This is a genomic window from Ferrovibrio terrae (genome assembly GCF_943371255.1).
Taxonomy (GTDB): Bacteria; Pseudomonadota; Alphaproteobacteria; order Ferrovibrionales; family Ferrovibrionaceae; genus Ferrovibrio; species Ferrovibrio terrae_B.
Genome location: NZ_CALRUC010000026.1, coordinates 12,654 through 38,725 on the forward strand (window position 1 = coordinate 12,654; position 26,072 = coordinate 38,725).

Sequence of the window (26,072 nt, forward strand, 5' to 3'; positions counted from 1 at the left end):
GCATGGATCTGAAACTCGACGGCAAGGTCGCGATTGTCACCGGTGCCAGCAAGGGCATCGGGCAGGCGATTGCCGAGGTTCTCGCAGCGGAAGGCATGAAGCTGGTGCTGGCGGCACGCTCGGCCGATCTGCTGAACGGCGTGGCCGGCGGCCTGAAGACCCAGAGCCTGGTGCAGGCAGTGGATCTGCGCGATCCGGAAGTGCCGGCGCAGGTGGTGGCTGCCACCGTGGAAAAATTCGGCGGCGTGGATCTGGTGGTGAACAACGCGGGTGCCACCAAGCGCGGCGATTTCATGACGCTGACCGATGATGACTGGGCCGATGGCTTCGCGCTGAAATTCTTTGGCGCCATGCGGCTCAGCCGCGCCGCCTGGCCGCATCTGAAGGCGCGACAGGGCAGCATCATCAGCATCATCGGCATCGGTGGCCGCACCGGGCAGGCCGAATTCGCCATTGGCGGTTCGGTCAATGCGGCGGGCATGAATCTGACCAAGGTGCTGGCCGACCGCGGCATTGCCGATGGCGTCCGGGTCAATGCGATCAACCCCGGCGCGATCGCTACCGAGCGTCTGCAGACGCGCATCCGCAGTTTTGCCAAGGAGCAGGGCCTCAGCGAGGCCGAGGCGGCCATCAAGCTGCCGCGCAGCATGGGCATCGGGCGGTTCGGCGAACCCGCAGAAATTGCCCGGGCCGTAGCTTTCCTCGCCTCGCCGCAGGCCGCCTATCTGAATGGCGCCGTGATCGATGTCGATGGCGGCCAGACTCGCACCCTCTAGGGCCTGAAAGCCTGTAACAGTCGGAGTCGCGGTCGAAAAGCCCATTGATTTTTACCGGCGGGAATGCCACTCCGAGTGGATGATGCGTGCACAGAATGTCGCCGCTGACACGGACGGGGGCTCAACCGCGATGGATCGGATCGGTAAGCCGCAGGATCACCTGCGACTGAGGCAACGGGATTTGTCCTGATGCCGCGCCGTTTCAGTCCGCTCAGGATCGAACCACAGCCCGAAGCGCTGGCCGGTGCCGCGCGACGTTTCGTGCTGGTGCTGGTTGGCACGGTGGTCGCACTGTCGATCGTGCTGGCGACGTATTTCTATGCCCAGCAGCGCGAATATAACCGCATTTCCTACCAGACAGTGATCTGGGACAGCGTGCAGTTCCGCAATGCCCATCAGGGTTTCCGCATCGCCTTGCTGGAAGCCTTGGCCGGTACGTCGGGCCGCGACAGCAACGAGGTGCGACAGCATTACGATCAATTGCTCAGCCGGCTGCAACAGATGCGGCGTGGACCGGGGGCCACGATTTATGCTGACGATGCAGAATTCCAGGCGCTGTTACAGCGAATTGAGCCTGCCATCCGCAGTTGGGATGGGCAGCTGGAGGCATTTGCTTCAGGTAATCAGGGAGCCGCGCATGCTGTGGCGGCGCAATCGCAGGCCCTGGATGCCGATTTCAATGCCCTGGCCGATGGCATCAATTCCATAGGCCTGCGTCGCCTCGATCTGTCGCGCGAGCGGCTGTCCAATCTCTACACCGTGCTGATCGCCGCCGGCGTCGCCACCTGGCTGCTGGTACTGGGTTTTGCCTACGCCCTGATGCGGCAGTTGCGTGCCACCGAAGCTGCGCATGCCGAGATGCAGGCGCTGACCGCCGATCTGGAGCAGGCACGCCGCGAGGCGGAAGAGGCCAGCCGCACCAAATCGAATTTCCTTGCGGCCATGAGCCATGAGCTGCGGACACCGCTGAATGCCGTGCTCGGTTTTGCCGATATCATGCGGCAGGGCCTGTTCGGGCCGATCGGCAATCCGCGCTATGCCGAATACATCGATGGCATCGGCAAGAGCGGACAGCATCTGCTGTCCCTGATCAACGATGTGCTGGATATGTCGCGCATCGAGGCCGGCAAGCTGGATCTGGTCGAGCGCGAACTCGATGTGCTGCAGGCGGTTGATCATGCACTGGAACTGGTCGGTGTCACCGCCGACGGCAAGGGCGTCACCCTGCAGCGCGCCCTGCCGGCCGTCCTGCCGCGGTTGCATGCCGATGAAAGGCTGCTGCGCCAGATGCTGCTCAACCTGATCAGCAACGCGATCAAGTTCACCCCCGAAGGCGGCAATATCGAGATCGCCGCAGCCCTGCTCACCGATGGCGGACTGGCGATCCGGGTGCGCGATACCGGTGTGGGCATGTCCGACCACCAGCTCAAGCGCGTTTTCGAGCCCTTCTCGCAGGGGGATTCCCTGCGCGCCCGCGAGGCCGGTGGCAGTGGCCTCGGCCTGCCGATCACCCGCCGGCTGATCGAGCTGCATGATGGCCAGATTCACCTGTCCAGCCGCAAGAGTGCCGGCACCACGGCAACGCTGATCTTTCCGGCCACGCGGGTGCGCCAGTTGGCGGGCGTGGCGTGATGCGGATTGTTCTGCTTCTGCTGGCCGGCTGGCTGGCGGTGGCCTGCGCACCGCGCCTGCAGCCGCCGGGCGAGATGCCGACATCGCCGGCAATGCTGGCGAATGAAACCGCCTGGCAGGCGGGAGATGGCCGTGAATTGCCACTGCGGCGCTGGCCGGAGGAACCGATACAGCCGAAAGCCGTCATTCTGGCGCTGCATGGTTTCAATGACTACAGCACCGCCTTCACCGAGGCGGCACAATGGTGGGCCCAGCGCGGCATCATCACTTACGCACCGGACCAGCGCGGGTTCGGCCGCGCGCCCTATACCGGCCTGTGGCCCGGCGAGGATCGCCTGGCCGATGATCTTGCCGAGCTACATGGCGTGTTGCGCCAGCGTCATCCCGGCGTGCCGGTCTACTGGCTGGGCGAAAGCATGGGTGGAGCCGTGGTGCTGCATGGCCTGGTGCAGAACATGACGGTACGACCGGCGGGTGTCGTGCTGGTGGCCCCGGCGGTCTGGGGCCGCAGCAGCATGCCGCTGCTCTATCGCGCCACGTTGTGGCTCGCCAGCTACACCATTCCATGGAAGACCTTCACCGGCAGCGGGCTGAAAATTCAGGCTTCGGACAATATAGAGATGCTGCGTCGGCTGTCGCGCGATCCGCTGTTCATCAAGGCGACGCGAGCCGATGCCATCCATGGCCTGGTCAATCTGATGGATGAGGCGGCCCTCGCACGGCCCGCCAGCACGCCGCTGCTGCTGCTCTATGGCATCAAGGACCAGGTGATTCCCAAGCCACCGGTCGAGCGCTTTGTCGAGACCCTGAAGGCGACGCCGGGCGTTGATATGCGTGTTGCGGTCTACGATCAGGGCTGGCACATGTTGCTGCGTGATCTGCAGGCAGAAACCGTGTGGCGCGATATTGCCGCCTGGATCGATAACCGGCAGGCCGTTCTGTCCTCGGGTGCGGAACGGACCGGACTGCCGCTGTTCAGTGAGGCAGAGAAGAAGGATCGGGAATGACGGGACTGAACCGGGCTGGACTATTAGAACTGCTCTGGACCGCCTGCGGCATTGTGCCCTGCCTTGGCCTGGTGCTCTGGCTGATCGATGCCGAACATGGCCTGGCCCTGACCTCGCTGGGCAGCACCGCGATCCTGCTGTTCTGCTTCCCGACCCATGAAGGTTCTCGACCGCTCGCCGTGCTCGCCGCGCACCTGCTCGGGGCCGCCATCGGCATTGCGCTGCTACAGGTGTTTGGCAGCAATGTCTGGACCATGGGGGCGGGTGTGGCTCTGATTGCCATTGTGATGAAGCTGCTTAACATCATGCACCCGCCGGCCGGTGCCAATCCGCTGATCGTGCTCAACCTGCAAAGCAGCTGGCTGTTCCTGGCCTATCCGTTGCTGCCGGCCCTGCTGATCATGCTGGTGGCGGTGCTGGTCTGGAGCCGGCTGCGGCCGGGGCCGCGCTGGCCGCTCAGGTGGATCTGAACGGCGGCAGCGTTGTGATAGCATCCGCGACGCCGAGATCCTGCAGGCTTGGTCTTTGCAACAGGCGCACCCAGTCGCCGCGCGGCGACACCTTGCGCGGATCGGATTCCGCCGAATAGAGCACCAGCGAGGGGCAACCGGACGCTGCGATGACATGCATCGGCCCGGTATCGTTGCCGACGCATCCTGCGGCGGCGCGGCCCAGCGTGGCGAGATCGGCAATCGTGGTCTGGTCGCAGAGACTGATGGCATCCGGGCATACGGCCTGGATGGCGCTGATCTCGACCTGTTCAGCTGCGCGGCCGATCAGCACGGGTGTAATGCCCTGATCCAGCAGATGTTGTCCCAATGCGGCGAAATGCGTGGCTGGCCAGCGTTTCGCCGGCCGGTGCGGTGCGCCGCCCGGCACCAGCAAGGCGAAACGCGGCGGCAGCGCGAAGCGCGCGATATCGGCCTGCAGGAAGCCCAGATCCGGCAGCCCCGGATCGGGAATACCGACCAGGGCAAGCTGGCGCCGTCGTAGCTCGGTGATATGCATCGGCGCGGTCGGATCGGGAATGTGATACCGGCAGCCGGGAGCATTGCCGACCCAAAGATCGGCGGGCGAACCCAGCATGCGATAATAGCCCTTGGTGCGCTGGCTGCCCTGGAGATCGTAGATGCGGCTGAAGCCGCCCTGGCGGATGCGCCGCAGCAGCGCCCATAGCGTCAGCAGCTGCCAGGCTTTCGGTCGTGGATCAGCCCAGACCTCGTCGGCAAGGCCGGATTGCTGCAGCAACTCCACATAGGGCGCCGTGGTCAGCACGACGATACGCTCGCCGGCATGATGTTGGCGGATCGCCCGCAGCAGCGGCAGGGCGAGGATCATGTCGCCGAGGGCCGAATGCTTGATGATCAGGATTGCCATGACGGCTCAGGCGGTCTCTTTCAGGGTCAGCCGCACCACGGCCATGGTCATCGACAGGCCGCTCCAGAATACCAGTGCCGGCCAGTTGCTGAACATGCTCTGGCTGGCAATCAGCGGGAACAGCAGCACCAGCAATGCACCGGCCACCAGCAGGCCGGTGATGCGGGCCATCATGGTTCCACGCAGCAGGGGCCAGGCTGCCAGCAGCAGCAGGCCAAGGAAGACCAGGTAGAAAAGCAGGCCGGCGATACCGGTTTCGGCCAGCCATTCGATATAGACATTGTGCGGATGCGTCGGACAGCCGTCAGAGACATATTGGCCGGCAATCGCCCAGCAGGCGCTTTCGAAATTCTTCATGCCGGCGCCGAACACCGGATAACTGCGCCACACATCAAGGCCGATGGTGAACAGCTCCGCGTAATGCGATTTGGAGAATTGCTCGACGATTTCGATGATTCGTATAACGCGCTCCATGATGCGTTCGCTGCTGACAGCAACCGCAATACTCGCGCCGGCAATCGTCAGCAGGGCTGAAAAACTGAGCAGGCGGTATCGAGGGAATATCAGGATGCTGCCCAAGGCGACGGTCAGCATGGCCATGATCACCAACAGCGCAGCCGAGCGTTCGCCGGTGAGCAGGATAAAGACGAAGCTTACCGCCGCTAGCAAAGCGACAGCAACAGTTGTGCGGTTCTGCCATGATGGCAAGAACAGCGGTATGGCTGTGAGGAGCGGGAAGCCTATACGCGCGACGAACATGCCGATATTGGGGCGGTCGAGTGGTCCGGTCAGGCGGAACACATTGTACATCGGATGGCCGGTCAACGATGTGCCACGCACCAGTTGCACCAAGCCATCAACAATGCAGAAACCAATCGTAACGCCCCAGACGGCGACTATCAGTCGGAGATCGCGGCGCGACTGGATCAACCAGGTCATGGTTGCCGCAAACAGCAGGGCAAACCGCAACCAGGCCACGCTGCGCGTGAAAGACGCCGCGGGGTCCAGCGCCAGCGGCGAGACGAGACCGTTCAGCAGTACCCAGATCGCCAGCAATGCGGCGAGCATCGGATGTGTGGCCAGGCCCCACTGGCGTCGGGCGACGGCAACGGCGAGAAAGCTGATGCCGATGATGCTGGCCGCAGCATCGGCACCACCGCGCCAGAACAGCAGCAGCAACGGCAGCAGGGCGAACAGGATCTGGTTGACCCGGCGCAGCACCTCAGTCCAATCCTGCTTGGCCGGCAATTCGAGGGATGCGATATCGGTTCTGATCATGGTGGCGGGGCAGATGCTGAATGCGGGAGTTGTATCGACGGTGCAGTCCGGCGGATGTCGGGCAAGGCACGGAAGGCGGTGGCGGCTCGCTTCAGAAAGTCGGCCGATACGGCCAGGCCGGCTTTGCCCTGCAGGTATGCGCTAAGCGCTGCGAATTGTGCAAGAGGCAGGCCGCTGCGGCGCACGGCCTTCCAGGCGATCGAGGCGCAAGTGGCCGCAATCATCTGGCGCTCCTGCGACGGCAGCCCGGGCTGGTCTGCCAGCAGATTGTAATAGGCGAAGAACCGGTCGTGATGCTGTTGCCGCTTGTCGGCAGACAGATGCGAGGCTGCCTGCGGGGCCATGGTCATGCCGCCGCGGAAATCGACCAGCCGACGGGCCTTGGTGGCCAGTCGCAGCGGCAGTGATTCATCCTGGATGAAGATGCGTTCGTCGCAGCCCCCGGAGGCGCGGAACAGTGCGGTCTCGACCAGCCAGGTCATGCGCACGAAGCCACGCCCCTGCAGAATCATCTGCAGCGGGCGGTCGCCGGTCTTGCAATCCGGCATGGCACCGCGTGGCGTTGGCACGATCTGCGCCGCCGGCAGCGCCGAACGGATCACCTTGCCGTGCACCAGATCGGCATCGTGCTGCCGCAGGGCCTGCTGCATCAGCGCCACGGCATCGGGCAGGATGAGTTCATCGGCATCGATCAGACAAAGCAGGCGGCCACGCGCCTGGGCGGCACCCTGGTTGAGACGCACGCTGGGGCCGGCATTGCTGGTGTTGCGCAGCACCGTCACCATCGGCAGCGTGGCGGCAGCCTCGCGTTCCAGCACGGCGACCGACATATCCGACGAGGCGTCGTCCACGAAAATATACTCTGCATCCGGCGCCGGTTGCTGTGCCGCCAGGGCACGAATCACATATGGCAGCACATCGGCCTTATTGTAGACCGGGATGACGAAACTGATCTCAGGCAAGGCGGGCATCGGCAAAGCCGCAGGCTGGACGGAAACAACAGGCTTTCCGCCGAATACTGGCTTTCGCGACCGGGTACAAGTCTGACCTGAGGAGACGCGCTGTCAGGCGATGATGTAGATCGACATTGCCGGTGCCGAGCGGCCAACGCCATAGCCGTCATAGGTGATCGGGGCGCCGTGAAATTCACGCACCGTCGCGTTCATCTCCTGCTTGGCCTTTTCCGGGCCACCCAGTTCCGCGCGGATTCTCAGCAACTGCTGCAGCATCACCTCCACACCGGCAACACCATTGGCATTGCCGACGATCTCCGAACGCGACTTGATCCCCGGTGGGAGGATCACCTTGGCGATTTCGGCAGACAGCTGTGGTGCAAGGCTGGGCATGTAATAAGGTTACCAAATGGTTTATCCACAGGAAAGCTGGTGTTTTTACTTGATATATTTCAATAACTTATAAAACTCTGGGTTTCGGCGGCCAGAAGGATTCTCGCAACGCGATATCTGGAATCCCCGCGGCCGGCGGTTTCTTGCTATCGTTGTGTCATGCAGCCGGGCGACGACTCGATGGATGCGCGCCGCAGACTTGACCGCCGATCCCTGCTGATCGCGTCCGGCGCTTCCCTTGCTGCCCTGTCCTTCGCCCGCCCGGTGAACACCCAGCCCCGCCAGGTCGATCTGGCCCTGGCCCTGGCAGCTGATTGTTCCGGCAGCGTCCATGCCGAACACTATGCCCTGCAGCAGCGCGGCTATGGCGAGGCCTTCCGCAGCAGGGAAGTGATGCGGGCAATCCGCTCCGGCATCCATGGCGCTATCGCCGTCTGCTATTTTCAGTGGTCAGGCTATGCGTTGCAGACGCTGATCCTGCCATGGACGGTGCTGCGCACCGACGAAGATATCCGGCAGTTCGCCGGCCAGATGGAGCGTGCCGATCGCACCATCTTCGGCGGCGGCACATCGCCAACCGGCGCCATCGAATTCGGCCATCGCCTGCTGAGCAACATACCGGTGCAGACCACGCGGCGGGTGATCGATGTCTCTGGCGATGGTCGCAACAACACCGGCCCCGGCCCGGCCGAGGCCCGCAAGGCAGCCGTTGCAGCCGGCATCGTGATCAACGGACTGCCGATCCTGCACCTGGAGCCGGATATCGACGAGTATTACGAAAAGAACGTGATCGGCGGTCCTGGCGCCTTCATGGTGCCGGCGCGCGATTACGAATCTTTCGCCACGGCCGTGCGGCGCAAGCTGGTTCTGGAAATCGCCGATCGGAACGCCCCGGCCATCCTGGGTGAGGCGTTTCGCCGCAGCTGATCAGACGACGCGGAAATTCCTGAACTGCCAGGGATCGTCCCGGTCGATGTCTTCCGGGAACAGCATTTCGCGCCGCTGCAGCGGCGTCCAGTCGCTGTATACGCCGGCCATCTCGCCCAGATAGGGCTTGCTGATCTCCATGATGCGGGCGTGGTCGATTTCGTCGGCTTCGATGAGGCCCGCATGGGGATTCTCGATCGCCCAGACCAGACCGGCCAGCACCGCGACGGTAACCTGCAGGCTGGTGGCGTTGTTATGCGGTGCCAGTTTGCGGGCTTCATCAATGGTAAGGCGCGAGCCGTACCAGTAGGCACCCTTCTTGTGACCCATCAGCAGCACGCCGAGTTCGTCCATGCCGCTGGTGATCTCGTCCATCATCAGCCGCTTGCGCGACTGCATCTGCCAGGTCTTGCCGGCGATCTCATGCACCGACAGGACGGCATCGTCGCTCGGGTGATAGGCGTAATGCACGGTGGGACGATAGGCGACCTTGTCGCCCTGTTTCACCGTGTAATAGTCCGACATCGAGATGGCTTCGTTATGCGTCACCAGAAAGCCGTGGAACGGCCCTTCCAGCGGGGTCCAGGTGCGCACCTGCGTACCGGCACCCGGGCGCAGCAGATAGATCGCGGAATCGCAGCCAAAGTCATGGCGGCGACCATCGGCCGGCATCTGCTTCTCATGGCTGCCCCAGCCGAGTTCGGCCGGCTGGCAGCCTTCGCCGACGAAGCCATCGATCGACCAGGTGTTGACGAATTCATCACGCTGCTTGGGCTGATGCGCAGACACCTGGGTGTCGCGTTCGGCGATATGGATCACCTTGACGCCCAGCGTCTGGGCCAGTGTGCTCCAGCCGGCGCGGTCTTTCGGCACAGCAGTGCTCAGGCCGGTATCGCGTGCAATATGCAGCAACGCTTCCTTGACGAAATGCGACACCAGGCCAGGATTGGCGCCGTGAGTCAGCACGGCAGTGGGGCCGCCCTTGTACTTTGAAATCAGCGTGCGGGCAGATTCGCGCAGGGCATAATTGGAACGCTGCGACGGAGTTTTGGACGGATCGGTATAGCCGCCTGCCCAGGGCTCGATGCAGGTGTCGAGATACATGGCGCCCAGCTCCTGCGCCAGCTCGATCAGGGCGACGGAGGAAACATCGACCGACAGGTTGAGCAGGTAATCGCCCTTGCCCAGCATGGGCTGCAGCACGCTGCGATAGTTGTCGCGGGTGAGGGCGATCTTCTCGAAACGGATGCCGTATTCGTTCGCCACGTCATGGCCGCGCTCTTCGGCGGTGACGATGACGATCCGGTCGGCCGGGATGTCGATATGGCGCAGGATCAGCGGCAGGACGCCCTGGCCAATGCTGCCAAACCCCACCATCACGAGGCGGCCGGCAAACGACACATGCTTCATCACTTCACTCCTCAAGTCTTAAGGCGCGGGGGCGCGTCCGGCGCCCCCTTGTAACCGGGGAAAATGACAATCCGGGGCTAGGCGATAGCGTAACCGGGCGTTTCGAGCAACGGTGCGTCGGCTACTTCGACGAGGTGGCCCCGGTCGAATCCGTTAAAAGCCGTGCGCAGGGTGGCGCCGTAGGCGCCGAGCTGGCCCACCTCGACCCAGTCGCCCTCGGCGATATCCTCCGGCAGCCAGAAACCGCCATCCATGCGGTCCAGGCTGTCGCAGGTCGGGCCGAACAGGGTGAAACGGCGCAGGCCGGCACCACTCTGGCGCAGTGGCCGCAGCGGGAAACGCCAGTTCAGGCTGCCGGCATCGGCCAGGCTGCCATAGACGCCGTCGTTGATATACAGGGCATCGCCCTTGCGAGCCTGCACCTGCACCACCACCGAGACACCCTGGGCAACCAGGGCGCGGCCGGGTTCGGCCCAGATTTCGGCGGGCGCGTCTTTGCCCAGCCGCTCGGCCAGCGAGAAGACGGCGCCGTCGATCTCGGCCATGAAGGCGCCGAGCGGCTGCAGGTCACAGTCAGGATAGGCGACAGGAAAACCGCCGCCGACATCAAGCACGTCGAGCTTTACGCCAGCGGCCACGGCCACACCGCCAGCCATGCGGATGGCGGCTGACCAGCGGGCCGGATCGGCACATTGCGATCCGACATGGAACGAGATCCCGAGTTTTGCGGCCACGCCGCGGGCGCGGCGTAGCAGCGCCGGGGCCTGCTCGGGCGCAATGCCGAATTTGCCGGACAGGTCGAGCGCTGCGCTGCCTTTGGGCAGGGCCAGCCGCACGATCAGTCCCAGCCCAGCGGGGTCCGTGCCGATCTCGGCGAGGATCTTCTCCAGCTCGGCTTCGCTGTCGATGGCAAAGTCGCGCACGCCATGGTCATGCCAGGCCATGCGGATGGCCGAGCGCGCCTTGACCGGATGCATGTAGTGGATGCTGGCCTCGGGCAGCACCTGTCGCACCAGCGCGATCTCGGCGGGCGAGGCACAGTCGAAGGCCGTCACGCCGCCGCGCCACAGGGCGGAGAGAACGCGCGGCTCCGGGTTGCATTTGACGGCATAGAGGGTGCGGCCGTCGAAAGCCGCGACGAAAGAGCGGGCAGCCGCAGTGATCGCCGCCGGACGCAGGCAGTGCATCGGTTCTTCCGGGCGCAGGTTCGCGACCACGGTATCCACCGAGGGCAGTGTTTCAGTCTGGCGTCGTCGCGGATCGCGACGCAACGGGGACACGGCAACACGAAGACGGGACGCGGTCATCCGCAGATCCTCCAAGACGGCAAAACACGCCGCGCGAAAGCGGCGGTTAAAAGCGAATTTTGGTGGAAAGCTGCCGGTCTGGCTCGCCGCTTGCGCGGGTCGTCACCTGAGGCCGGCAGGCAGAGAGCTAGAACAAGCTCCAAATGTGCCTGAACAACATCGTCAGCTCCTTCAAGGCGCCAGCCCACATGGCTGGCTCTCCGAAAAGGACGCGTGCGTCGTTGCTTGACCGGGATTGGCCGAGGGCACGTGCGACCTGCGTCTTGGCCAATGCATTTAAAACAAATGCGCCACGATGCAAGCGGAAATTCGGCTCAGGCCGAAAATTTCATAATTCAGGTTGCAGCAGCGCCAGGTATTCGTAGACCAGCGTGGCGGCGGCGAGAGCGGTGATCTCGGCCTGGTCATAGGCCGGCGCCACTTCCACCATGTCCATGCCGACGAAGCTGAGGCCGCGCAGGCCACGCAGCAGGGCCTGCGCCTGCCAGGTCGCCAGCCCGCCGATTTCCGGTGTGCCGGTGCCGGGCGCGAAGGCCGGATCGAGCGCGTCGATGTCGAATGTCAAATATGCCGGCGCGTCGCCGGCCACCGCGCGGATGCGGGCTGTCACTGCCGTGACGCCCTGTTCATGCACATCCTGCGCGCTCAGCACGGTGACGCCCTGGCCCAGCGTCCACTCCATGACCTCGCGCTGCACCGGCGAGCGGATGCCGATCTGGATCATCCGGCGCGGATCGACCAGGCCCTCCAGGATTGCGTGATAGAAGCAGGAGCCGTGGCCATATGGCTGTCCGAAACTGTCCGGCCAGGTATCGACATGGGCATCGAAATGCACCAGCCCGACCGGACCGTGACGTTTCGCCAGCGCGCGCAGCAGCGGCAGCGCGATGGAATGATCGCCACCCAGGGCGATCAGGTGGCGGAACGGGGCCGCCTGCCGCTCGATCAGGGCGAGGCTGGCGGGAATATCGCCCAGCGCGATTTCGAAATCGCCGACATCCGACAGCCCCACGGTCACGGCACGGCGCGTCAGCGGGTGGTCGCCGTCGACCAGCATCTTGCTGGCACGCCGGATCGCGTCCATGCCGAAGCGGGCGCCGGGCCGGTTGGTCGTGCCGATGTCGAGCGGGATGCCGGCAATCGCGATCGCCGGGTCGGCCTCGCGGCGCGTAACACCCAGAAAGCCGCCGGGCAGGGCGAAGGTGGGAGTTCCAGTCATGGCGACTTTACTTGAGGGCCCATTCGATAAAGGTCAAGACGATTTCAAAGACGATCAGCAGCACGATGATCGCTTCCAGGCGCAGGCTGCGCTGTGCGTCGATCAGGTCGGTCACCGCCCGGGTCGTGGTCTGGATCACCGCCAGCTTGTTGGCCAGCGCGGTGGCACGCTCGGTCAGTTCGTATTCGTCCTGCAGCCGGCTGAACAGGCGTTCGAGTTCCGGCCGGTCCCACAGCACGTCCGGCTTGTCTTCCACCGCCACGCGGCCCGACATGCGATGCTCGACCAGCAGGGATTCGCCGATCAGCTTCAGCAATTGTTTGCGGTTGCCCGGCACGGTGCCCTTTGCCGCCATTGCACTGGCAAGCGGGTCGATCTCGTCGAATACCGCACCGACCTGGCGTTCGTTATGGGCCAGCGCCACGCTCTTGCCCAACACGTCGGCAATGATCAGGAATCGTTCTGGCGTCAGTTCTCTCAGTTGCAGGGGACCGCCTGGCGGGATGAGGTCGTCGCCGGCCGGGTCGATCGTGACGACAGCCACTTCATCTTCCAGCGGCGCATAGGCGCCGCTGACGCGCTGGCTGATCTTGCGCAGCAGGTCGTCTTCTTCCACCGGAGACAACCCGGCCAGCACCGCAGCACCATAGCGGAACAATGCAACCAGGCCGTAGTCGCCAACCCGGAAGGCAAAAGGCGTGGTCGAGATGGCATCGGAACGTTCCAGCCCGCTCACATCCAGCCTTTCGCCCAGCAGCAGGGCGCGGACGGTCAGTCGGTGCGGAGCGGGAAGGGAAGTCGAAGGGTTTTGCACGGGATCACTGCCGAATAGGCTCGATTGGTGGACGTCCCGCAGCCAATTGCTGCACCGGCCGGCGAGACCGGCGGTGAGTATACGGTATATGTGACGCTGATGTTGCGGCTTTGGTGGCCTACTGAGGCGATGCGGTCCTGGTCTTGGTCTTGGTCTTGCTTTCCAGGATGGCAGCCAGACGGGTCCAGACAGCTTCGCCGCCGTGATCGCCGCAGGTCTTGAAATCGCCGGCGCGGCGGCGGGCATAGCTGGGAGCGGTCTCGCCGTAAGCGCCGTAAAGACCGTCGGCATACGCCGCCAGATCCGGTTCGCTGATGCCGAGGGTCATGATTGTCGTAGGCATGCCAACACTCTCTTTGTCCGGAGGATTGGCAGTTAAGCCGGTCTGGATATTGAAGGCAATTGTCTAGGCCGCGCCACGGTGACGCATGACCAAGATGTCATAAAAATGACATGCAAATGATCGTCTCGCTATCGGCTGCGCGACCGTCGTTCAGTTACTGCGACCGGACGAAAGACGGCGGCGAAATCCTGGTGCCGCGGTACAGCCTGATCCAGTTTCAGGCGCTGCTCGATATGATCATAATGCTCGCGCGACAGGGCCAGGGCTTGGGTCAGGTCGCGCTGCCGCAGCGCATCGACCAGGGCGCCATGTTCGTCCACCGCGCAGACCGAGGATTGCGCCGGTTCGTAAACCGAGACCATCACCGAGGAACGGCTCAGCAGTTCGCGCGAGAAGCGCGACAGTTCGCTGTTGCCGAGTGCATCCACCAGCAGCAGATGAAACGCCCCCGACAGGCGCACCGACTCCGCGCGGTCGCCGCGTCGCGCCGCGTCGCGCTCGGCGGCCAGATGCGCATCCAGCCGTGCCATGATGCTGTCGTCCATGGTGCGGACCAGCAGTTCGATGATGCCGGCCTCGAACACGCGATGCGCCTGGTAGATCACGCGCACATCGTCGCCGCTGGGGCGGGGGACGAAGGTGCCGCGATTGGGAATCACTTCCAGCCGGCGCTCGGCAGCGAGGCGGTGCAGCACCTTGCGGATGCGTTCGCGCGAGACGTCGAACAGTTCGGCCAATTTGTGTTCGGGCAGCTTGGTGCCGGCCTGCAACTGGCCATGCAGGATCGCGCGCGAAATCTCGGCATAGATCGCCGCGTCGAGATCGACGCGTCCCTTGCCGCTGCGGATTGGTTTTGGCCGTTTTACCGTCACCCGTCCTCACGATGTTGCGCTTAAATAATGTGCACAAAACAAAGAATAAATGTGCACATTATTGATGTGGCGCTTAAAGCCACACTTCACTGAATCAGACATATTTATATAAGTCAATGACTTATTATGTTTGTGCACATTTGGCACAGACTTTGCGAGGTGGCGTTGAGCGGCGCGGGGCGCCACAATCGCGAGCGGGGGACGACATGGCACGGATTTCACGCAGAAGCATTCTGAAGGCAGGCGTCGGCGGCATGGCGCTGGGCCTGGTCGGCGCACCGGCCCTGGTGCGGGCGCAGGCCAAGGAGATCGTTGTCGGCGGTCCGGCCGGTGCGGCCAAGTATTTCAACGCCGATATCTTCCCGCTGATCGAAAAGAAACTCGGCGCCAAGATACTCTATGAAGGCACCAACTCGCTGACCAACCTGCAGAAGATGCAGGCCGATAAGGCCGCGCCGAAAATGTCGGTCGTCATCATGGATGACCCGGTGATGCTGTCGGCGGCCGACCAAGATCTGGTCGTGAAGATGAGCACAACAGCGATCCCGACCATCGGCAAGCTGTCGCCGAGCGCCGTGCATCGCGACGGCCTATGGGTGAATTACCAGCAGCCCTGGGCCGGCATTGCCTTCAACAGCAAGACGATGAAGACGCCGCCGGCATCCTGGGCCGCGCTCTGGGCGCCGGAAAACAAGGGCCGGGTGATCGTGCCGAGCTTGAGCAACACCGAGGGCTACTGGACCCTGCTGGTGGCGGCGCATCTGGAAACCGGCAAGCCGTTCAAGGATGCCCAGTACGATATCGAGGCCGCCTTCAAAAAGCTGAAGAACCTCAAGCCCAACCTGCTCAATGTCTACACCAATGCGCCGCAGGCGATTAACCTGCTGGAGCAGGGCGAGGCATCGCTGATCGGCGGCCAGTTCTCGGCCTACACGCTGATCCGCAAGGCGGATGGTTCGCCGGTCGATCTGTCGATCCCCAAGGAGGGCGGCTTCGCCATGCCGTCGGGTCTCGCCAAGGTGAAGGGCGGGCCGGGCAGCGATCTTGCCGACGCGGTGATCGAAGCCTTCCTCAGTCCCGAGGTGCAGTCGACACTTGCCACCAAGGCTTTTGTCGCGCCGACCAATCCGGCCGCCACCAAGCCGGCTGGCTTCCCCGATGGCGCTTCGCTGTTCGTGCCGGACTGGGCGCATTTCGCCAAGCAGCGCGCCGGCTGGATCGACCGCTGGAACAAGGAATTGCTGTGAGCGCCGCGCCAGCTGCCGCCCATCTTGATATCCGCGACGTCGGCAAGCGCTTCGGCGCCACGACGGTACTGGATGGCATCACGCTTTCGGTGGCGGCTGGCGAACTCATCACACTGCTGGGCCCGTCGGGCTGCGGCAAGACCACGCTGCTGCGGGCGATTGCCGGCCTGGCGCTACCCGACAGCGGCACGGTGACGGTGGCGGGCCGCGACATCACCCGGCTGCCGCCGCACAAGCGCCATGTCGGCGTGGTGTTCCAGAACTATGCGCTGTTTCCGCATTTGAGTGTGCGCGGCAATGTCGCCTTCGGCCTGCGCGTGCATGGCAAGCCGAAAACCGAGATCGACGGCATCGTCGACCGCTATCTCGGCCTGGTCAAGCTGGCGCATCTGGCCGAGCGACCGGTCTCGGCGCTGTCAGGCGGCCAGCAGCAGCGCGTGGCGCTGGCCCGTGCATTGGCTGTCGAACCGACCATCATGCTGTTCGACGAAGCGCTCAGCGCGCTGGACCGCAAACTGCGCGAAAGCATGCAGGTCGAACTGCGCCAGCTGCTGCGCGATATCGGGGCCACGGCGATCTTCGTCACCCATGACCAGGACGAGGCGCTCACCATGTCGGATCGCATCGCGGTGATGAATGGCGGTCGCATCGAGCAATGCGCCGATCCGAAAACCGTCTATGCCGCGCCGGCCACTTTGTTCGCGCTCGATTTCGTCGGCCTCTCTAGCAAACTGACCGGCCGGGTGGTCGAGGTGCCGCAGCGCGGCACGATCATCGTTGAAACCGTTGCGGGCCGGTTGACGGCGCGGGCCAATTTCGCCGTCGGCTCGCCGGTGGTGCTGGCGACGCGGCCGGAATATCTCGCGCTGTCCGATACCGCGACCGGCGAGAATGTCATCAGTGGCCGGCTGCACACCACGGTGTTCCATGGGTCGCGCAGCATGCTGCATGTCGATATCGGGTCCGGCACACCGCTGGCCGTGGAGATTTCCGGCCTCGATGCGCCACCGGCTGGCAATACCATCCATCTGCGCTGGCCGGTGGAAACCGGCTATGTCTATCCGGACCCGTCTGCATGATCGCCGCGTTGCTCGCCAATCGCGAAAAGCGCATCGCGCTGGCCTTCCTGGCACCGGCGGTCCTGTTGCTGCTGGTGCTGTTCGTGCTGCCGCTGCTGCTTCTGTTGCCGGCCAGCATCCGTGGCGCCGATGGCAGCTTCACGCTGGCGGCCTATGCCCGGTTGCTGGGCGAAAGCTATTACCTCGGCATCATCTGGAACTCGCTGAAATTCGCCAGTCTTACTACGCTGTTTGCCTTCCTGATCGGCTACCCGGCAGCCTTCGGTCTGCTCTATGCGCGCGGCTGGCTGCGCAGCCTGCTGCTGATCTGTCTGTTCTTGCCGCTGTCGGTCGGCGTCATCGTCAAGGCCTTTGCCTGGACCGTGCTGCTGCGCCGTGACGGTCTGGTGAATGCCGCGCTGCAGCTGCTCGGCATCATTGATGAACCGATCCGGCTGATCTTCACCGAGCCGGCGCTGATCATCGGCGCGGTGAATATCTTCCTGCCCTTCATGATCCTGCCAGTCTATGCCGTGGTGGCGCAGATCGACCGCCGCCTGGGCGAGGCTGCCGCCACGCTGGGCGCGCCGCCGCTGACCGCCTTCCTGCGTGTCATCTTTCCGCTCAGTCTGCCCGGCATTATCGCCGGCACGGCGCTGGTCTTCGCGCTGGCCGTCTCGGCCTATGTGGTGCCGACGCTGCTGATGGGCGAACGCTATCAGACATTGCCCACCCTGATTACCAAGGCTTTCCTGCTGGCCCGCGATCCTGCCTTCGGCGCGGTGGCCGGCATGGCGCTGCTGGTCATTGCGCTCAGTGTCGTGTTGCTGAGTACACGGCTGAACCGGAGCGCGCCATGAGCAGGGGCATCGGCATCGCGCTGGCCTGGATCAGCATTCTTGCGGCCGTGCTGTTTCTGGTGGCGCCATTGGCGGTGATCGTCGCCACCAGCTTCTCACCGACACCCGTTTTTGACTTGCCATCCGGTGGGCTGTCGTTGCGCTGGTATGACCGCATCGGCCGCCTCGATGGCTTCTGGCCGGCACTATGGCTGTCGCTGCAGATCGGCCTGCTGTCCACAATGCTGTCGCTGGTGCTCGGCACGCTGGCCGCCATCGGCATCCAGCGCGGCCGGCTGCCCGGCGCCAATGCCCTGGGTGCGCTGCTGGTCTCGCCGCTGATGCTGCCCGGCCTGGTGCTCGGCATCGCCTTGCTGCAGGGCTTCCGCATGGTGGGGCTGACCGCCGCCTGGCCGGCGTTGCTGCTGGCGCATCTGTTGATCACGCTGCCCTATGTGGCACGCACCATGCTGGCCGGACTGGCGCGCTTCGATTTCACCCTGGTGGAGGCGGCGCGCACGCTGGGCTGCACCTTCCCGGGCGCGGTGGTGCGCGTGATGCTGCCGGCGCTGGCGCCGTCCTTTTTCACCGCCACCTTCTTCGCCTTCCTCGCCTCCTTCGACAATTACCCGATCTCGATCTTCCTGACGGATGCGCGCACCAAGACGCTGCCGATCAAGATGCTGCAGTATATCGAGGAGGCGCCAGATCCCACGCTGGCGGCGCTCTCCACCGTGATCCTGGCCGCCACCATCCTGCTGCTGGTGCTGGGCGACAAATTCGTCGGCCTCAACCGCATGGCCGGCACCTCGGACTGATGCAATGGAGTTGTTCAAGTGAGTCTGGATTCCCCGAAACCGCACCGCGACCTCGCCGGCTATGGTGGCAAGCCACCCATGGTGCGCTGGCCGAATGGTGCGGCCGTTGCAGTGTCCTTCGTGGTCAATTTCGAGGAAGGCGCGGAATTCACCATCTCCGGCGGCGACGATCACAACGAGACGATCTACGAGGTGCATCATCGCCTCGACGGCCCCGATCCCTGCATCGAAAGCCATTTTGAATACGGCACCCGCGCCGCCTGGTGGCGTGTCATGGATCTGTTCGATCACTATCAGGCGAAAGTCACCGTCAGTGCCTGCGGTCTGGCGGTCGAACGCTCGCCGCAACTCGCGGCTGATGCCATCGCGCGCGGCCATGAAGTCTCGGCGCATGGCTGGCGCTGGCAGAGCCATGCCGGCATGGCGGAGGCGGCGGAGCGCGCCTGTATCGCCCGCACGGTGGAAGCCATTACCAAGGCAACCGGCGGAAAGCGCCCGCTCGGCTGGCACACGCGTTCGGCCTCATCCGCCAATACGCGGCGCTTGCTGATGGAAGAGGGCGGGTTCCTCTATGACAGCGATGCCTATAACGACGATTTACCCTTTGTCGTAACCGATGGTGCGCATCGCCATGTCGTGCTGCCCTATGCTTTCGACACCAACGACATGCAGTTCCAGAATACCCAGCGCTTCCAGGGCGCGACGGATTTTGCCGCCTATGTCACCGATGCCTATGACTGGCTGGCGCAGGAAGGCCGCACGGCGCCGCGCATGCTCTCGATCGGCCTGCATCTGCGCATGATCGGCCGGCCCGGCCGTATCGGCGCGCTCGACCGTATCCTGGCGCATATCACGCATTCGGGTGCGGCCTGGATCGCGCCGCGCGCCGAGATCGCCAAGTACTGGCTGGCGGCGACCTCAGCGTAACGCGGCAAAGCATTCGCGGATCCACTGCCGCAGCAGCGCGACTGCGGGCTTGGTTTCAGATTCTGGCCGGGTGACCAGATAGAAGCTGTTGGCGGCGCGTGTGCTGTGTTCCACCGGACGGACCAGCGTGCCTTCGGCCAGGTAGCGCGAGGTGGTGACATTGTCGCCGATGGCGATACCAAAGCCCGCCGCGCTCATCTCGATGGCGGTCAGCGCATTGCCCAGATAATGGCGCGGACCCAGAGCCAGCCTGGCCCGGCCGCTGCTGGCGACCCATTTGTCCCATTCGTCGCCATTGTCGGCGCAGAGAATCGGCATGTTCTCCAGCAGGGCGAAGCCGCTGCTCCGCTTGCCCTCCAGCAGGGCCGGGCTGCAGACCGGGATCAGCTGCACATCGCACAGATGGTCGACGATCTGGGCAGGCCAGCGCCCGTCGCCATAGCGGATCGCCAGATCGACCGGCGCGGCGCGGGCCGGGCGTGGATCGGTGGCCGGGATCAGCCGCAGTTGCAGGCCCGGGTGACGGGCGAGTAGCGGCCCGATCTGGCGCACCAGCCAGAGCGTGGCGAGCGCCGGCGGTGCGCTGACCACCACTTCGCCGCCGGTCTCCCCGGCCGCCATGCTGCGGGTCGCGTCCATCAGCAGGTCGAAAGCCTGCTGCAGCGGTTGCAGCAGGGCGGCGCCGGCGGGGGTGAGCTTCAGCTGGTTGCCACGTCGCTCGAACAGAGGCGCCTCGGTCATCGCCTCCAGCTGCCGCACATGCTGGCTGATCGCCCCATGGGTGACGTTCAGTTCCTCGGCCGCCCGGGTCATCGACTGGTGCCGGGCGGCAGCCTCGAAGGCGCGCAGGGCATTGAGCGGTGGCAGGCGCGAGGCCGGGGGCCGTTTCCGATAGTTTTTCTCTCGAAGTCCCATGCCGATAAACTCGCTTGTCTGCAAGCCATCGTCCAGCGCAAAGTTGTCATGCGACGGTAAACAGGGCCGCGCGATAGAAAAGCTCCCAGCCAGCCGCCCCCAGAAGGTTTGGCCGGAGCAAGGGGTGACCGGCATGGACCAGGCCAGACTCGCGGCATTGCGCGAGAAATATGCCACCGCCAAGGGCGGCGATATTTTCGACGCCGACTTCGCCCGCGTGGCGACGCAGATTTTCCTCGACCCTGAGCGGCGCAAATGGCCGTTTGCCGATATCGCCACCTTCGTTGGCTCCACCTATCGGCCGATCACGTCTGATGCTGATTTCGCCGGGCTGGATTGCGTGCTGGTCGGCGTGCCGATGGATCTGGGCGTCACCAACCGGGCCGGTGCCCGCCTGGGCCCGCGCGCCGTGCGCGGCATCGAACGCATCGGACCCTATGAACATGTGCTGCGCCGGGCGCCGCTGGGCGAGATCAAGGTGGCCGATATCGGTGACGTACCGATGCGCAGCCGTTTCGACCTGGCCTCCTGTCATGCCGATATCGAAGCCTATTACAAGCGCATCCATGCGGCCGGCGTGATCCCGCTCTCGGTCGGCGGCGACCATTCCATCACGCTGCCGATCATGCGCGCGCTGGGTGCGGATCGCCCGCTCGGCATGGTGCATATCGATGCCCATTGCGACACCAGCGGCGAATACGAAGGCACCAAGTTCCATCATGGCGGCCCGTTCCGCCAGGCGGTGCTGGATGGTGTGCTGGACCCGGAACGCTGCATCCAGATCGGCATCCGTGGCGCCGCCGAATATCTGTGGGAATTCTCGATGGAAAGCGGCATGACCGTGATCCATGCCGAGGAGATTGACGGCATGGGCATTCCCGCCGTGATCGAAAAGGCGCGTGCCGTGATCGGCGACGGGCCGCTCTATGTGACCTTCGATGTCGATGGCCTCGATCCGGCTTTCGCGCCGGGCACCGGCACGCCGGAGGTGGGTGGCCTGACGCCGCGCGAGGCGCAGGCGATCCTGCGTGGCCTCGCCGGCCTCGATATCGTCGGTGGCGATGTGGTGGAAGTGGCGCCGCAGTATGACAGCAGCACGGTGACGGCCCAGGCCGCCGCCCAGATGCTGTTCACGCTGCTCTGCCTGGTGTCGATCAAGCAGACTGGGGCGGGGGCATGAGCGGCAATCACACCGAAGAACCGGCCCGTCTCTGGGGCGCACGCTTCCGCTCGCCGCCCGATCCGGCGCTGATGGCGCTGTCGCGCTCGCCCACGCATCACCATCGTCTCATCCCCTATGACATCACCTCGTCGATGGCGCATGCCCGCGAACTGGAGCGGGCCAAGCTGCTGACGGCGGAAGAATGCAGCACCATCACGGCTTCGCTGCAGGCCATTCTCGCCGATCATGCCGCGGGCAAAATTGCGCCGACCGAAGCCGACGAAGATATTCACACCTTCGTTGAACGCGTGATGACCGAGCGGCTCGGCCCGCTCGGCGGCAAGCTGCGCGCCGGCCGTTCGCGCAACGACCAGGCCGCCAACGACCTGCGGCTCTATCTGCGCGATCAGGCGCGCAGGCTCAGTGCCCTGATCCTTGATCTGCAGGGCGCGCTGGCCATGCAGGCCGAAGCGCATCTTGGCACCATCGCGCCGGGTTTCACCCATCTGCAGCCGGCGCAGCCGATCCTGTTCGCGCATCAGCTGCTGGCCCATGGCCAGGCCTTCGCCCGCGATATCGCCCGGCTGCAGGACTGGGACAGGCGCTTCGCACGCTCGCCGCTGGGAGCCGCCGCGCTGGCTGGTTCGGCGATTGCCATGCACCCGGAGCTGGCGGCGAAAGAACTTGGCTACGACCTGCCGACCGAGAATTCGATCGATGCGGTGGGCAACCGCGACCATGTGGCGGAATTCCTTTTCGCCATTGCCATGCATGGCGTGCATCTGTCGCGCCTGTCGGAAGAAATCGTGCTGTGGTCATCGCGCCAGTTCAAATGGATCGAGCTGGACGACGCCTTCGCCACCGGTTCTTCCATCATGCCGCAAAAAAAGAATCCCGATATCGCCGAGCTGACCCGCGGACGCTCGGCCCGCCTGATCGGCGATCTGGCCGCCATGCTGGTGGCCCTGAAAGGCCTGCCGCTTGCCTATAACCGCGACATGATCGAGGACAAGGCAGCGGCCTTCGATGCCATCGATGGCCTGACACTGGTGTTGCCGGCGATGACCGGCCTGGTGCGGACCATGAAGGTTTATGTCGATACCCTGCTGAAGCAGTCGACCGAGGGCTTCACGCTCGCCACCGAAGTGGCCGACTGGCTGTCGCGCCGCGGCGTGCCCTTTGCCAATGCCCATGAGATCACCGGCGCGCTGGTGCGGCTGTGCGAGGAGCGCGGCATCGGGCTGGAGGATGTCGGCGCGGCCGATCTTGCCCTGATCGATCCGCGGCTCGATATCTCGATCAAGGCGGCGCTGACGCCGCAGGCCGCCGTGGCAGCACGGCAGGGCTATGGCGGCACGGCGCCGGAGCGGGTGAAGGAGCAGCTCGGGCGCCTGCGCAAGCTGGGCGTGGAACAGAAAACGTGGTGCGAGACTTACGCGGGGCCGCGATTCTGAACAGGTAGTTTTTTTGCATGCGGCGCTGTGGGATACCGCAGCCAGTCGGGGGACGCAGACATGCGCGATACAGTCAATCCAGCAGCGGGGCCCGATTACGATATCGGCAAGCTCAGCATCGTGAAACCACGGCATTATGGCCGCTGGCTGGCAGCGGCCGCGATCATTGTCATTCTGCTGTTCATCGTGAAGGCCTTTGCCGATGGCCAGATCGCCTGGAAAGTCGTCGGGCAGTTCTTCACCGCGCCGGCCATCCTCACCGGCCTGCTCAACACCGTCATCATGACTGCCTGCGCCATGCTGCTGGGCATCACGCTGGGCGTGCTGTTCGCCGTTATGGTGATGTCGCCCAACCCGGTGCTCAAGGGCGTCGCCGTTCTCTATATCTGGTTTTTCCGCGGCACGCCGCTGATCCTGCAGCTACTGCTGTGGTTCAATCTGGCGCTGGTGTTTCCGCGCATCGGCATCCCGGATGTGTTCAGCATCCGCACCGTCGAGCTGATCACGCCGTTTGTCGCCACGCTGCTCGGGCTTGGCATCAACCAGGGTGCCTATACGGCGGAAGTGGTACGCTCGGGCATCCTTTCGGTCGATAGCGGCCAGACCGAGGCGGCATCCTCCATCGGCATGACCCGGCTGACGGCCCTGCGCCGCATCGTGATGCCGCAGGCGATGCGCGTCATCATCCCGCCGGTCGGCAACGAGGTGATCAGCATGGTCAAGCTGACTTCGATCGCCAGCGTGATCCAGTATTCCGAAATCCTGCGTAACGCGCAGACGATCTACTATGCCAACAACTACGTGATCGAAATGCTGTTCGTCGCTGCCATCTGGTATCTGGCGGTGGTCACCGTGCTCAGCATCGGCCAGCATTTCCTTGAGCGCTATTTCGGCAAGGGCCAGCGCAAGGCCGTGCAGACGGAACGCACCGGAGCCCTGGCATGAGCGCCCCCGTGCAGAACGGACCGATGCTGGTCGCGCGCAACCTGAAGAAAACCTTTGGCAGCTTCACGGCGCTGGAGGATGTCTCGCTTGATATCAACCATGGCGAGGTGCTCTGCATCATCGGGCCTTCGGGGTCGGGCAAGAGCACTTTCCTGCGCTGCCTCAACCAGCTCGAGCGCATTGATGGCGGGGCGGTCTGGATCGACGGCGAACTGATCGGCTATCGTCGCAGTGGCGACAGGCTCTATCCGCTGTCGGATGCCGAGGTGGCGCGGCAGCGGCTGGCCACCGGCATGGTGTTCCAGCGCTTTAACCTGTTCCAGCATATGACGGCCTTGCAGAATATCATCGAGGGGCCGGTCACCGTGCAGAAACGCCGTCGGGCCGAGGCGGTGGACGAGGCGATGACGCTGCTGGAGCGCGTCGGCCTGGCCGACAAGCGCGATGCCTATCCCGCCCAGCTGTCGGGCGGCCAGCAGCAGCGCGTGGCGATTGCCCGCGCGCTCGCGATGAAGCCCAAGCTGATGCTGTTTGACGAGCCGACTTCGGCGCTCGACCCCGAACTGGTAGGCGAAGTGCTGAACGTGATGCGTGGCCTGGCCGGCAGCGGCATGACCATGATCGTGGTGACCCATGAACTGGGCTTTGCCCGCGAAGTGGCGCATCGCGTCGTCTTCATGGATCGTGGCGGCATTGTCGAGGTCGGTCCACCGCAGCAGATTCTGAGCAGCCCGCAACAGGCCCGTACCCGCGAATTCATTGCCGCCGTATTGAACTGACAGCCCCAAAGGAGACTCTCATGACCACCAAGCATCTCGTTCTCGGCCTCTGTGCAGCCCTTCTTGCATTGCCTGCCGCGGCAGCCGACCTGCCCGACCGCATCAAGGCCGCCGGCAAGGTGGTGATCGCCACCATGCCGAACTATCCGCCGATCACCTTCAAGGACCCGGCCACCAACACGCTGAAGGGGTTTGATATCGAGCTGGGCGCAGCGCTGGCCAAGGAAATGGGGGTCGCCGTCGAATGGCAGGAAATCGCTTTCGCCCAGATGCTGCCCTCGCTGCAGACCGGTCGCGTCGACATGGTGATGGCCGGCATGAGCGATCTGCCGACCCGCCGCGATCTGCAGGATTTCGTCGACTACCTCAAGACCGGCGCGCAGTTCTATACCTCCACGGCGATGGCTAAGGAGATCAAGTCCACTGCCGATCTGTGCGGCAAGAAGGTCGGCGCCAGTCGTTCGACCAACTGGCCGAAGCAGATCGAGGCCTGGAGCGAGGCCAACTGCGTCGCCAAGGGAAAGCCGGCGATCGCCGTGGTCGGCACCGAAGGCTCGATCGATGCCCGCACCCAGCTCAAGACCCAGCGTATCGACGCCGGCGTGCAGGGCAACGAGACACTACCCTACCTGCTGACCCAGGAGCCCAACACCTATGTCATCCTGGGCGATGCCTTCACCACCACGCTGGCCGGCATTCCGGTGCTGAAGACCGAGCCGAAGCTGCGCGATGCCGTGCTGGCAGCGCTGGAGAGCCTGCAGAAGAAGGGCGAGTATGATGCCCTGCTGGCCAAATACGACCTCAAGGCCAATGTGCTGAAGCCTGCCAGCATCAACAAGGGCGAGTGAGCAGTCTTCAGGCCACCGTCACGCCGAGCCGGGTCAGCCGCTTTGCCATATTGGCATTGACGGCGCCCGGCGGCACCTGGCCGGCCGCCAGAGCCGCCACCTGCTGCACGGTATCGAAGGCCTGATGGGACACGGCTTCCGGCGTCAGTCCACCGATATGCGGCGTGGCGATCACATCGCTGCGTTGCGCCAGGAAGGGTGACGGCATCTGGTCCGGGGCGCGGCCGACATCAAGCGCGGCGCCGGCGAGATGCCCGCTGTCCAGCGCCGCCACCAGCGCCACCTCGTCGACCAGTTCACCACGCGCGAGATTGATGAAATAGCTACCCGGCTGCATGGCGGCAAACGCGCGGGCATCCATCAGTTTCTCGGTCTGTGCATTGGCCGGTGCCAGGCAGATCACGAATTTCGCCGCATGCAGCAGATGCGTCAGCGCCACCTGCTCGACATAAGGCTCGGCGATCTTTGCTTGCGGATCGCTGGCCAGCACGGTCATGCCAAGCGCATGTGCCAGTTCACCGACGCGGCGTCCGATGGCGCCATAGCCGATAATGCCGACGCTGGAGCATGACAGCTGGATGCCCATGCGGATAGCGGGGGCCTGTTGCGCCTGATAGGCCCGTACCGCGGCGCTGACGCCGCGCGACAGGTCGACCATGAAGCCGATCGCCAGCTCCGCCACTGCATCGATGAAGCCGGCCGTGGCCCGGGTCACCAGCACGCCGGCATGGTCGGCCGCGGCGCGGTCGATATTGCGGATGTCGATGGCGCA

27 protein-coding genes are annotated in these 26,072 nt (G+C 64.3%); 15 read left to right on the top strand and 12 right to left on the bottom strand.

Features of this window, described 5'->3' with window-relative positions:
- Positions 1 to 2 precede the first annotated feature (2 nt).
- The 4 genes from AAG799_RS08025 to AAG799_RS08040 all read left to right on the top strand — a co-directional run bounded on the left by AAG799_RS08025 (position 3) and on the right by AAG799_RS08040 (position 3,885).
- Entirely contained in the window at positions 3 to 776 is a 774-nt protein-coding gene (locus AAG799_RS08025) for an SDR family oxidoreductase (RefSeq protein WP_341895297.1), read from the top strand.
- 189 nt (positions 777 to 965) lie between these two features.
- Positions 966 to 2,408: an ATP-binding protein gene (locus AAG799_RS08030; RefSeq protein ID WP_341895298.1), complete on the top strand. Its 1,443-nt coding sequence runs from the start codon at positions 966 to 968 to the stop codon at positions 2,406 to 2,408.
- Complete coding sequence (locus AAG799_RS08035) at positions 2,408 to 3,415, top strand: lysophospholipase (protein WP_341895299.1); 1,008 nt, start codon at positions 2,408 to 2,410, stop codon at positions 3,413 to 3,415. The genes AAG799_RS08030 and AAG799_RS08035 overlap by 1 nt, the downstream gene beginning before the upstream one ends.
- On the top strand, positions 3,412 to 3,885 hold the full coding sequence (locus AAG799_RS08040; RefSeq protein ID WP_341895300.1) for an HPP family protein: 474 nt from the start codon (positions 3,412 to 3,414) through the stop codon (positions 3,883 to 3,885). Before AAG799_RS08035 ends, AAG799_RS08040 begins: the two co-directional genes overlap by 4 nt.
- Here AAG799_RS08040 and AAG799_RS08045 read toward each other — a convergent pair.
- The 4 genes from AAG799_RS08045 to AAG799_RS08060 form a co-directional block, all read right to left on the bottom strand.
- Complete coding sequence (locus tag AAG799_RS08045) at positions 3,872 to 4,792, bottom strand: glycosyltransferase family 9 protein (protein WP_341895301.1); 921 nt, start codon at positions 4,790 to 4,792, stop codon at positions 3,872 to 3,874. The genes AAG799_RS08040 and AAG799_RS08045 overlap by 14 nt on opposite strands.
- Positions 4,793 to 4,798: 6 nt before the next feature.
- Positions 4,799 to 6,070, bottom strand: coding sequence for an O-antigen ligase family protein (locus AAG799_RS08050; RefSeq protein WP_341895302.1), 1,272 nt, complete (start codon positions 6,068 to 6,070; stop codon positions 4,799 to 4,801).
- A complete protein-coding gene (locus AAG799_RS08055) occupies positions 6,067 to 7,041 on the bottom strand; it encodes a glycosyltransferase family 2 protein (protein WP_341895303.1) in 975 nt (324 codons plus the stop codon). Before AAG799_RS08055 ends, AAG799_RS08050 begins: the two co-directional genes overlap by 4 nt.
- Before the next feature lie 93 nt (positions 7,042 to 7,134).
- Entirely contained in the window at positions 7,135 to 7,416 is a 282-nt protein-coding gene (locus tag AAG799_RS08060) for a hypothetical protein (RefSeq protein ID WP_341895304.1), read from the bottom strand.
- Positions 7,417 to 7,596: 180 nt separating this feature from the next.
- Between AAG799_RS08060 and AAG799_RS08065 the strand changes: the two genes are divergently transcribed.
- Entirely contained in the window at positions 7,597 to 8,343 is a 747-nt protein-coding gene (locus tag AAG799_RS08065; protein ID WP_341895305.1) for a DUF1194 domain-containing protein, read from the top strand.
- On the opposite strand, the gene AAG799_RS08070 is transcribed toward AAG799_RS08065, so the two are convergent.
- The 6 genes from AAG799_RS08070 to AAG799_RS08095 form a co-directional block, all read right to left on the bottom strand.
- Complete coding sequence (locus AAG799_RS08070) at positions 8,344 to 9,753, bottom strand: saccharopine dehydrogenase C-terminal domain-containing protein (protein WP_341895306.1); 1,410 nt, start codon at positions 9,751 to 9,753, stop codon at positions 8,344 to 8,346.
- Positions 9,754 to 9,830: 77 nt separating this feature from the next.
- Positions 9,831 to 11,060: a type III PLP-dependent enzyme gene (locus AAG799_RS08075; RefSeq protein WP_341895307.1), complete on the bottom strand. Its 1,230-nt coding sequence runs from the start codon at positions 11,058 to 11,060 to the stop codon at positions 9,831 to 9,833.
- Positions 11,061 to 11,388: 328 nt separating this feature from the next.
- Positions 11,389 to 12,279, bottom strand: a complete 891-nt coding sequence (gene speB / locus AAG799_RS08080; protein WP_341895308.1) for an agmatinase — start codon at positions 12,277 to 12,279, stop codon at positions 11,389 to 11,391.
- Positions 12,280 to 12,286: 7 nt separating this feature from the next.
- Complete coding sequence (locus AAG799_RS08085) at positions 12,287 to 13,093, bottom strand: RMD1 family protein (RefSeq protein WP_341895309.1); 807 nt, start codon at positions 13,091 to 13,093, stop codon at positions 12,287 to 12,289.
- A 118-nt stretch (positions 13,094 to 13,211) separates the two neighbouring features.
- Complete coding sequence (locus AAG799_RS08090; RefSeq protein ID WP_341895310.1) at positions 13,212 to 13,436, bottom strand: hypothetical protein; 225 nt, start codon at positions 13,434 to 13,436, stop codon at positions 13,212 to 13,214.
- A gap of 128 nt (positions 13,437 to 13,564) precedes the next feature.
- A complete protein-coding gene (locus AAG799_RS08095) occupies positions 13,565 to 14,308 on the bottom strand; it encodes a GntR family transcriptional regulator (RefSeq protein ID WP_341895311.1) in 744 nt (247 codons plus the stop codon).
- 206 nt (positions 14,309 to 14,514) lie between these two features.
- On the opposite strand from AAG799_RS08095, the gene AAG799_RS08100 reads away from it, so the two are divergent.
- From AAG799_RS08100 to AAG799_RS08120, 5 genes are read left to right on the top strand one after another with little or no spacing between them, the layout of a single operon-like run.
- Positions 14,515 to 15,555 (top strand): extracellular solute-binding protein, encoded by a 1,041-nt coding sequence (locus AAG799_RS08100; RefSeq protein ID WP_341895312.1) that lies wholly within the window; start codon positions 14,515 to 14,517, stop codon positions 15,553 to 15,555.
- Positions 15,552 to 16,634: an ABC transporter ATP-binding protein gene (locus AAG799_RS08105; RefSeq protein WP_341895313.1), complete on the top strand. Its 1,083-nt coding sequence runs from the start codon at positions 15,552 to 15,554 to the stop codon at positions 16,632 to 16,634. The genes AAG799_RS08100 and AAG799_RS08105 overlap by 4 nt, the downstream gene beginning before the upstream one ends.
- Positions 16,631 to 17,473, top strand: a complete 843-nt coding sequence (locus AAG799_RS08110; RefSeq protein ID WP_341895314.1) for an ABC transporter permease — start codon at positions 16,631 to 16,633, stop codon at positions 17,471 to 17,473. The genes AAG799_RS08105 and AAG799_RS08110 overlap by 4 nt, the downstream gene beginning before the upstream one ends.
- Positions 17,470 to 18,270, top strand: coding sequence for an ABC transporter permease (locus AAG799_RS08115; RefSeq protein WP_341895315.1), 801 nt, complete (start codon positions 17,470 to 17,472; stop codon positions 18,268 to 18,270). Before AAG799_RS08110 ends, AAG799_RS08115 begins: the two co-directional genes overlap by 4 nt.
- A gap of 18 nt (positions 18,271 to 18,288) precedes the next feature.
- Entirely contained in the window at positions 18,289 to 19,197 is a 909-nt protein-coding gene (locus tag AAG799_RS08120) for a polysaccharide deacetylase family protein (protein WP_341895316.1), read from the top strand.
- Here AAG799_RS08120 and AAG799_RS08125 read toward each other — a convergent pair.
- Positions 19,189 to 20,112, bottom strand: coding sequence for a LysR substrate-binding domain-containing protein (locus tag AAG799_RS08125; RefSeq protein WP_341895317.1), 924 nt, complete (start codon positions 20,110 to 20,112; stop codon positions 19,189 to 19,191). The two genes, AAG799_RS08120 and AAG799_RS08125, sit on opposite strands and share 9 nt — an antisense overlap.
- Before the next feature lie 133 nt (positions 20,113 to 20,245).
- Between AAG799_RS08125 and speB (AAG799_RS08130) the strand changes: the two genes are divergently transcribed.
- The 5 genes from speB (AAG799_RS08130) to AAG799_RS08150 are packed head-to-tail and all read left to right on the top strand — an operon-like array spanning position 20,246 to position 25,300.
- Positions 20,246 to 21,292 carry an agmatinase gene (gene speB / locus AAG799_RS08130; protein ID WP_341895318.1) on the top strand — a complete coding sequence of 349 codons (1,047 nt, stop codon included), beginning with the start codon at positions 20,246 to 20,248 and terminating at the stop codon, positions 21,290 to 21,292.
- A complete protein-coding gene (gene argH, locus AAG799_RS08135; protein WP_341895319.1) occupies positions 21,289 to 22,728 on the top strand; it encodes an argininosuccinate lyase in 1,440 nt (479 codons plus the stop codon). Before speB (AAG799_RS08130) ends, argH begins: the two co-directional genes overlap by 4 nt.
- Before the next feature lie 60 nt (positions 22,729 to 22,788).
- Positions 22,789 to 23,673: an amino acid ABC transporter permease gene (locus AAG799_RS08140; RefSeq protein ID WP_341895320.1), complete on the top strand. Its 885-nt coding sequence runs from the start codon at positions 22,789 to 22,791 to the stop codon at positions 23,671 to 23,673.
- A 23-nt stretch (positions 23,674 to 23,696) separates the two neighbouring features.
- Positions 23,697 to 24,452 (top strand): amino acid ABC transporter ATP-binding protein, encoded by a 756-nt coding sequence (locus AAG799_RS08145; protein WP_341895323.1) that lies wholly within the window; start codon positions 23,697 to 23,699, stop codon positions 24,450 to 24,452.
- A 20-nt stretch (positions 24,453 to 24,472) separates the two neighbouring features.
- Complete coding sequence (locus AAG799_RS08150) at positions 24,473 to 25,300, top strand: ABC transporter substrate-binding protein (protein ID WP_341895321.1); 828 nt, start codon at positions 24,473 to 24,475, stop codon at positions 25,298 to 25,300.
- Between the two features lie 7 nt (positions 25,301 to 25,307).
- On the opposite strand, the gene AAG799_RS08155 is transcribed toward AAG799_RS08150, so the two are convergent.
- The coding region (locus AAG799_RS08155) for an NAD(P)-dependent oxidoreductase (RefSeq protein WP_341895322.1) at positions 25,308 to 26,072 on the bottom strand (765 nt) is incomplete at its 5' end.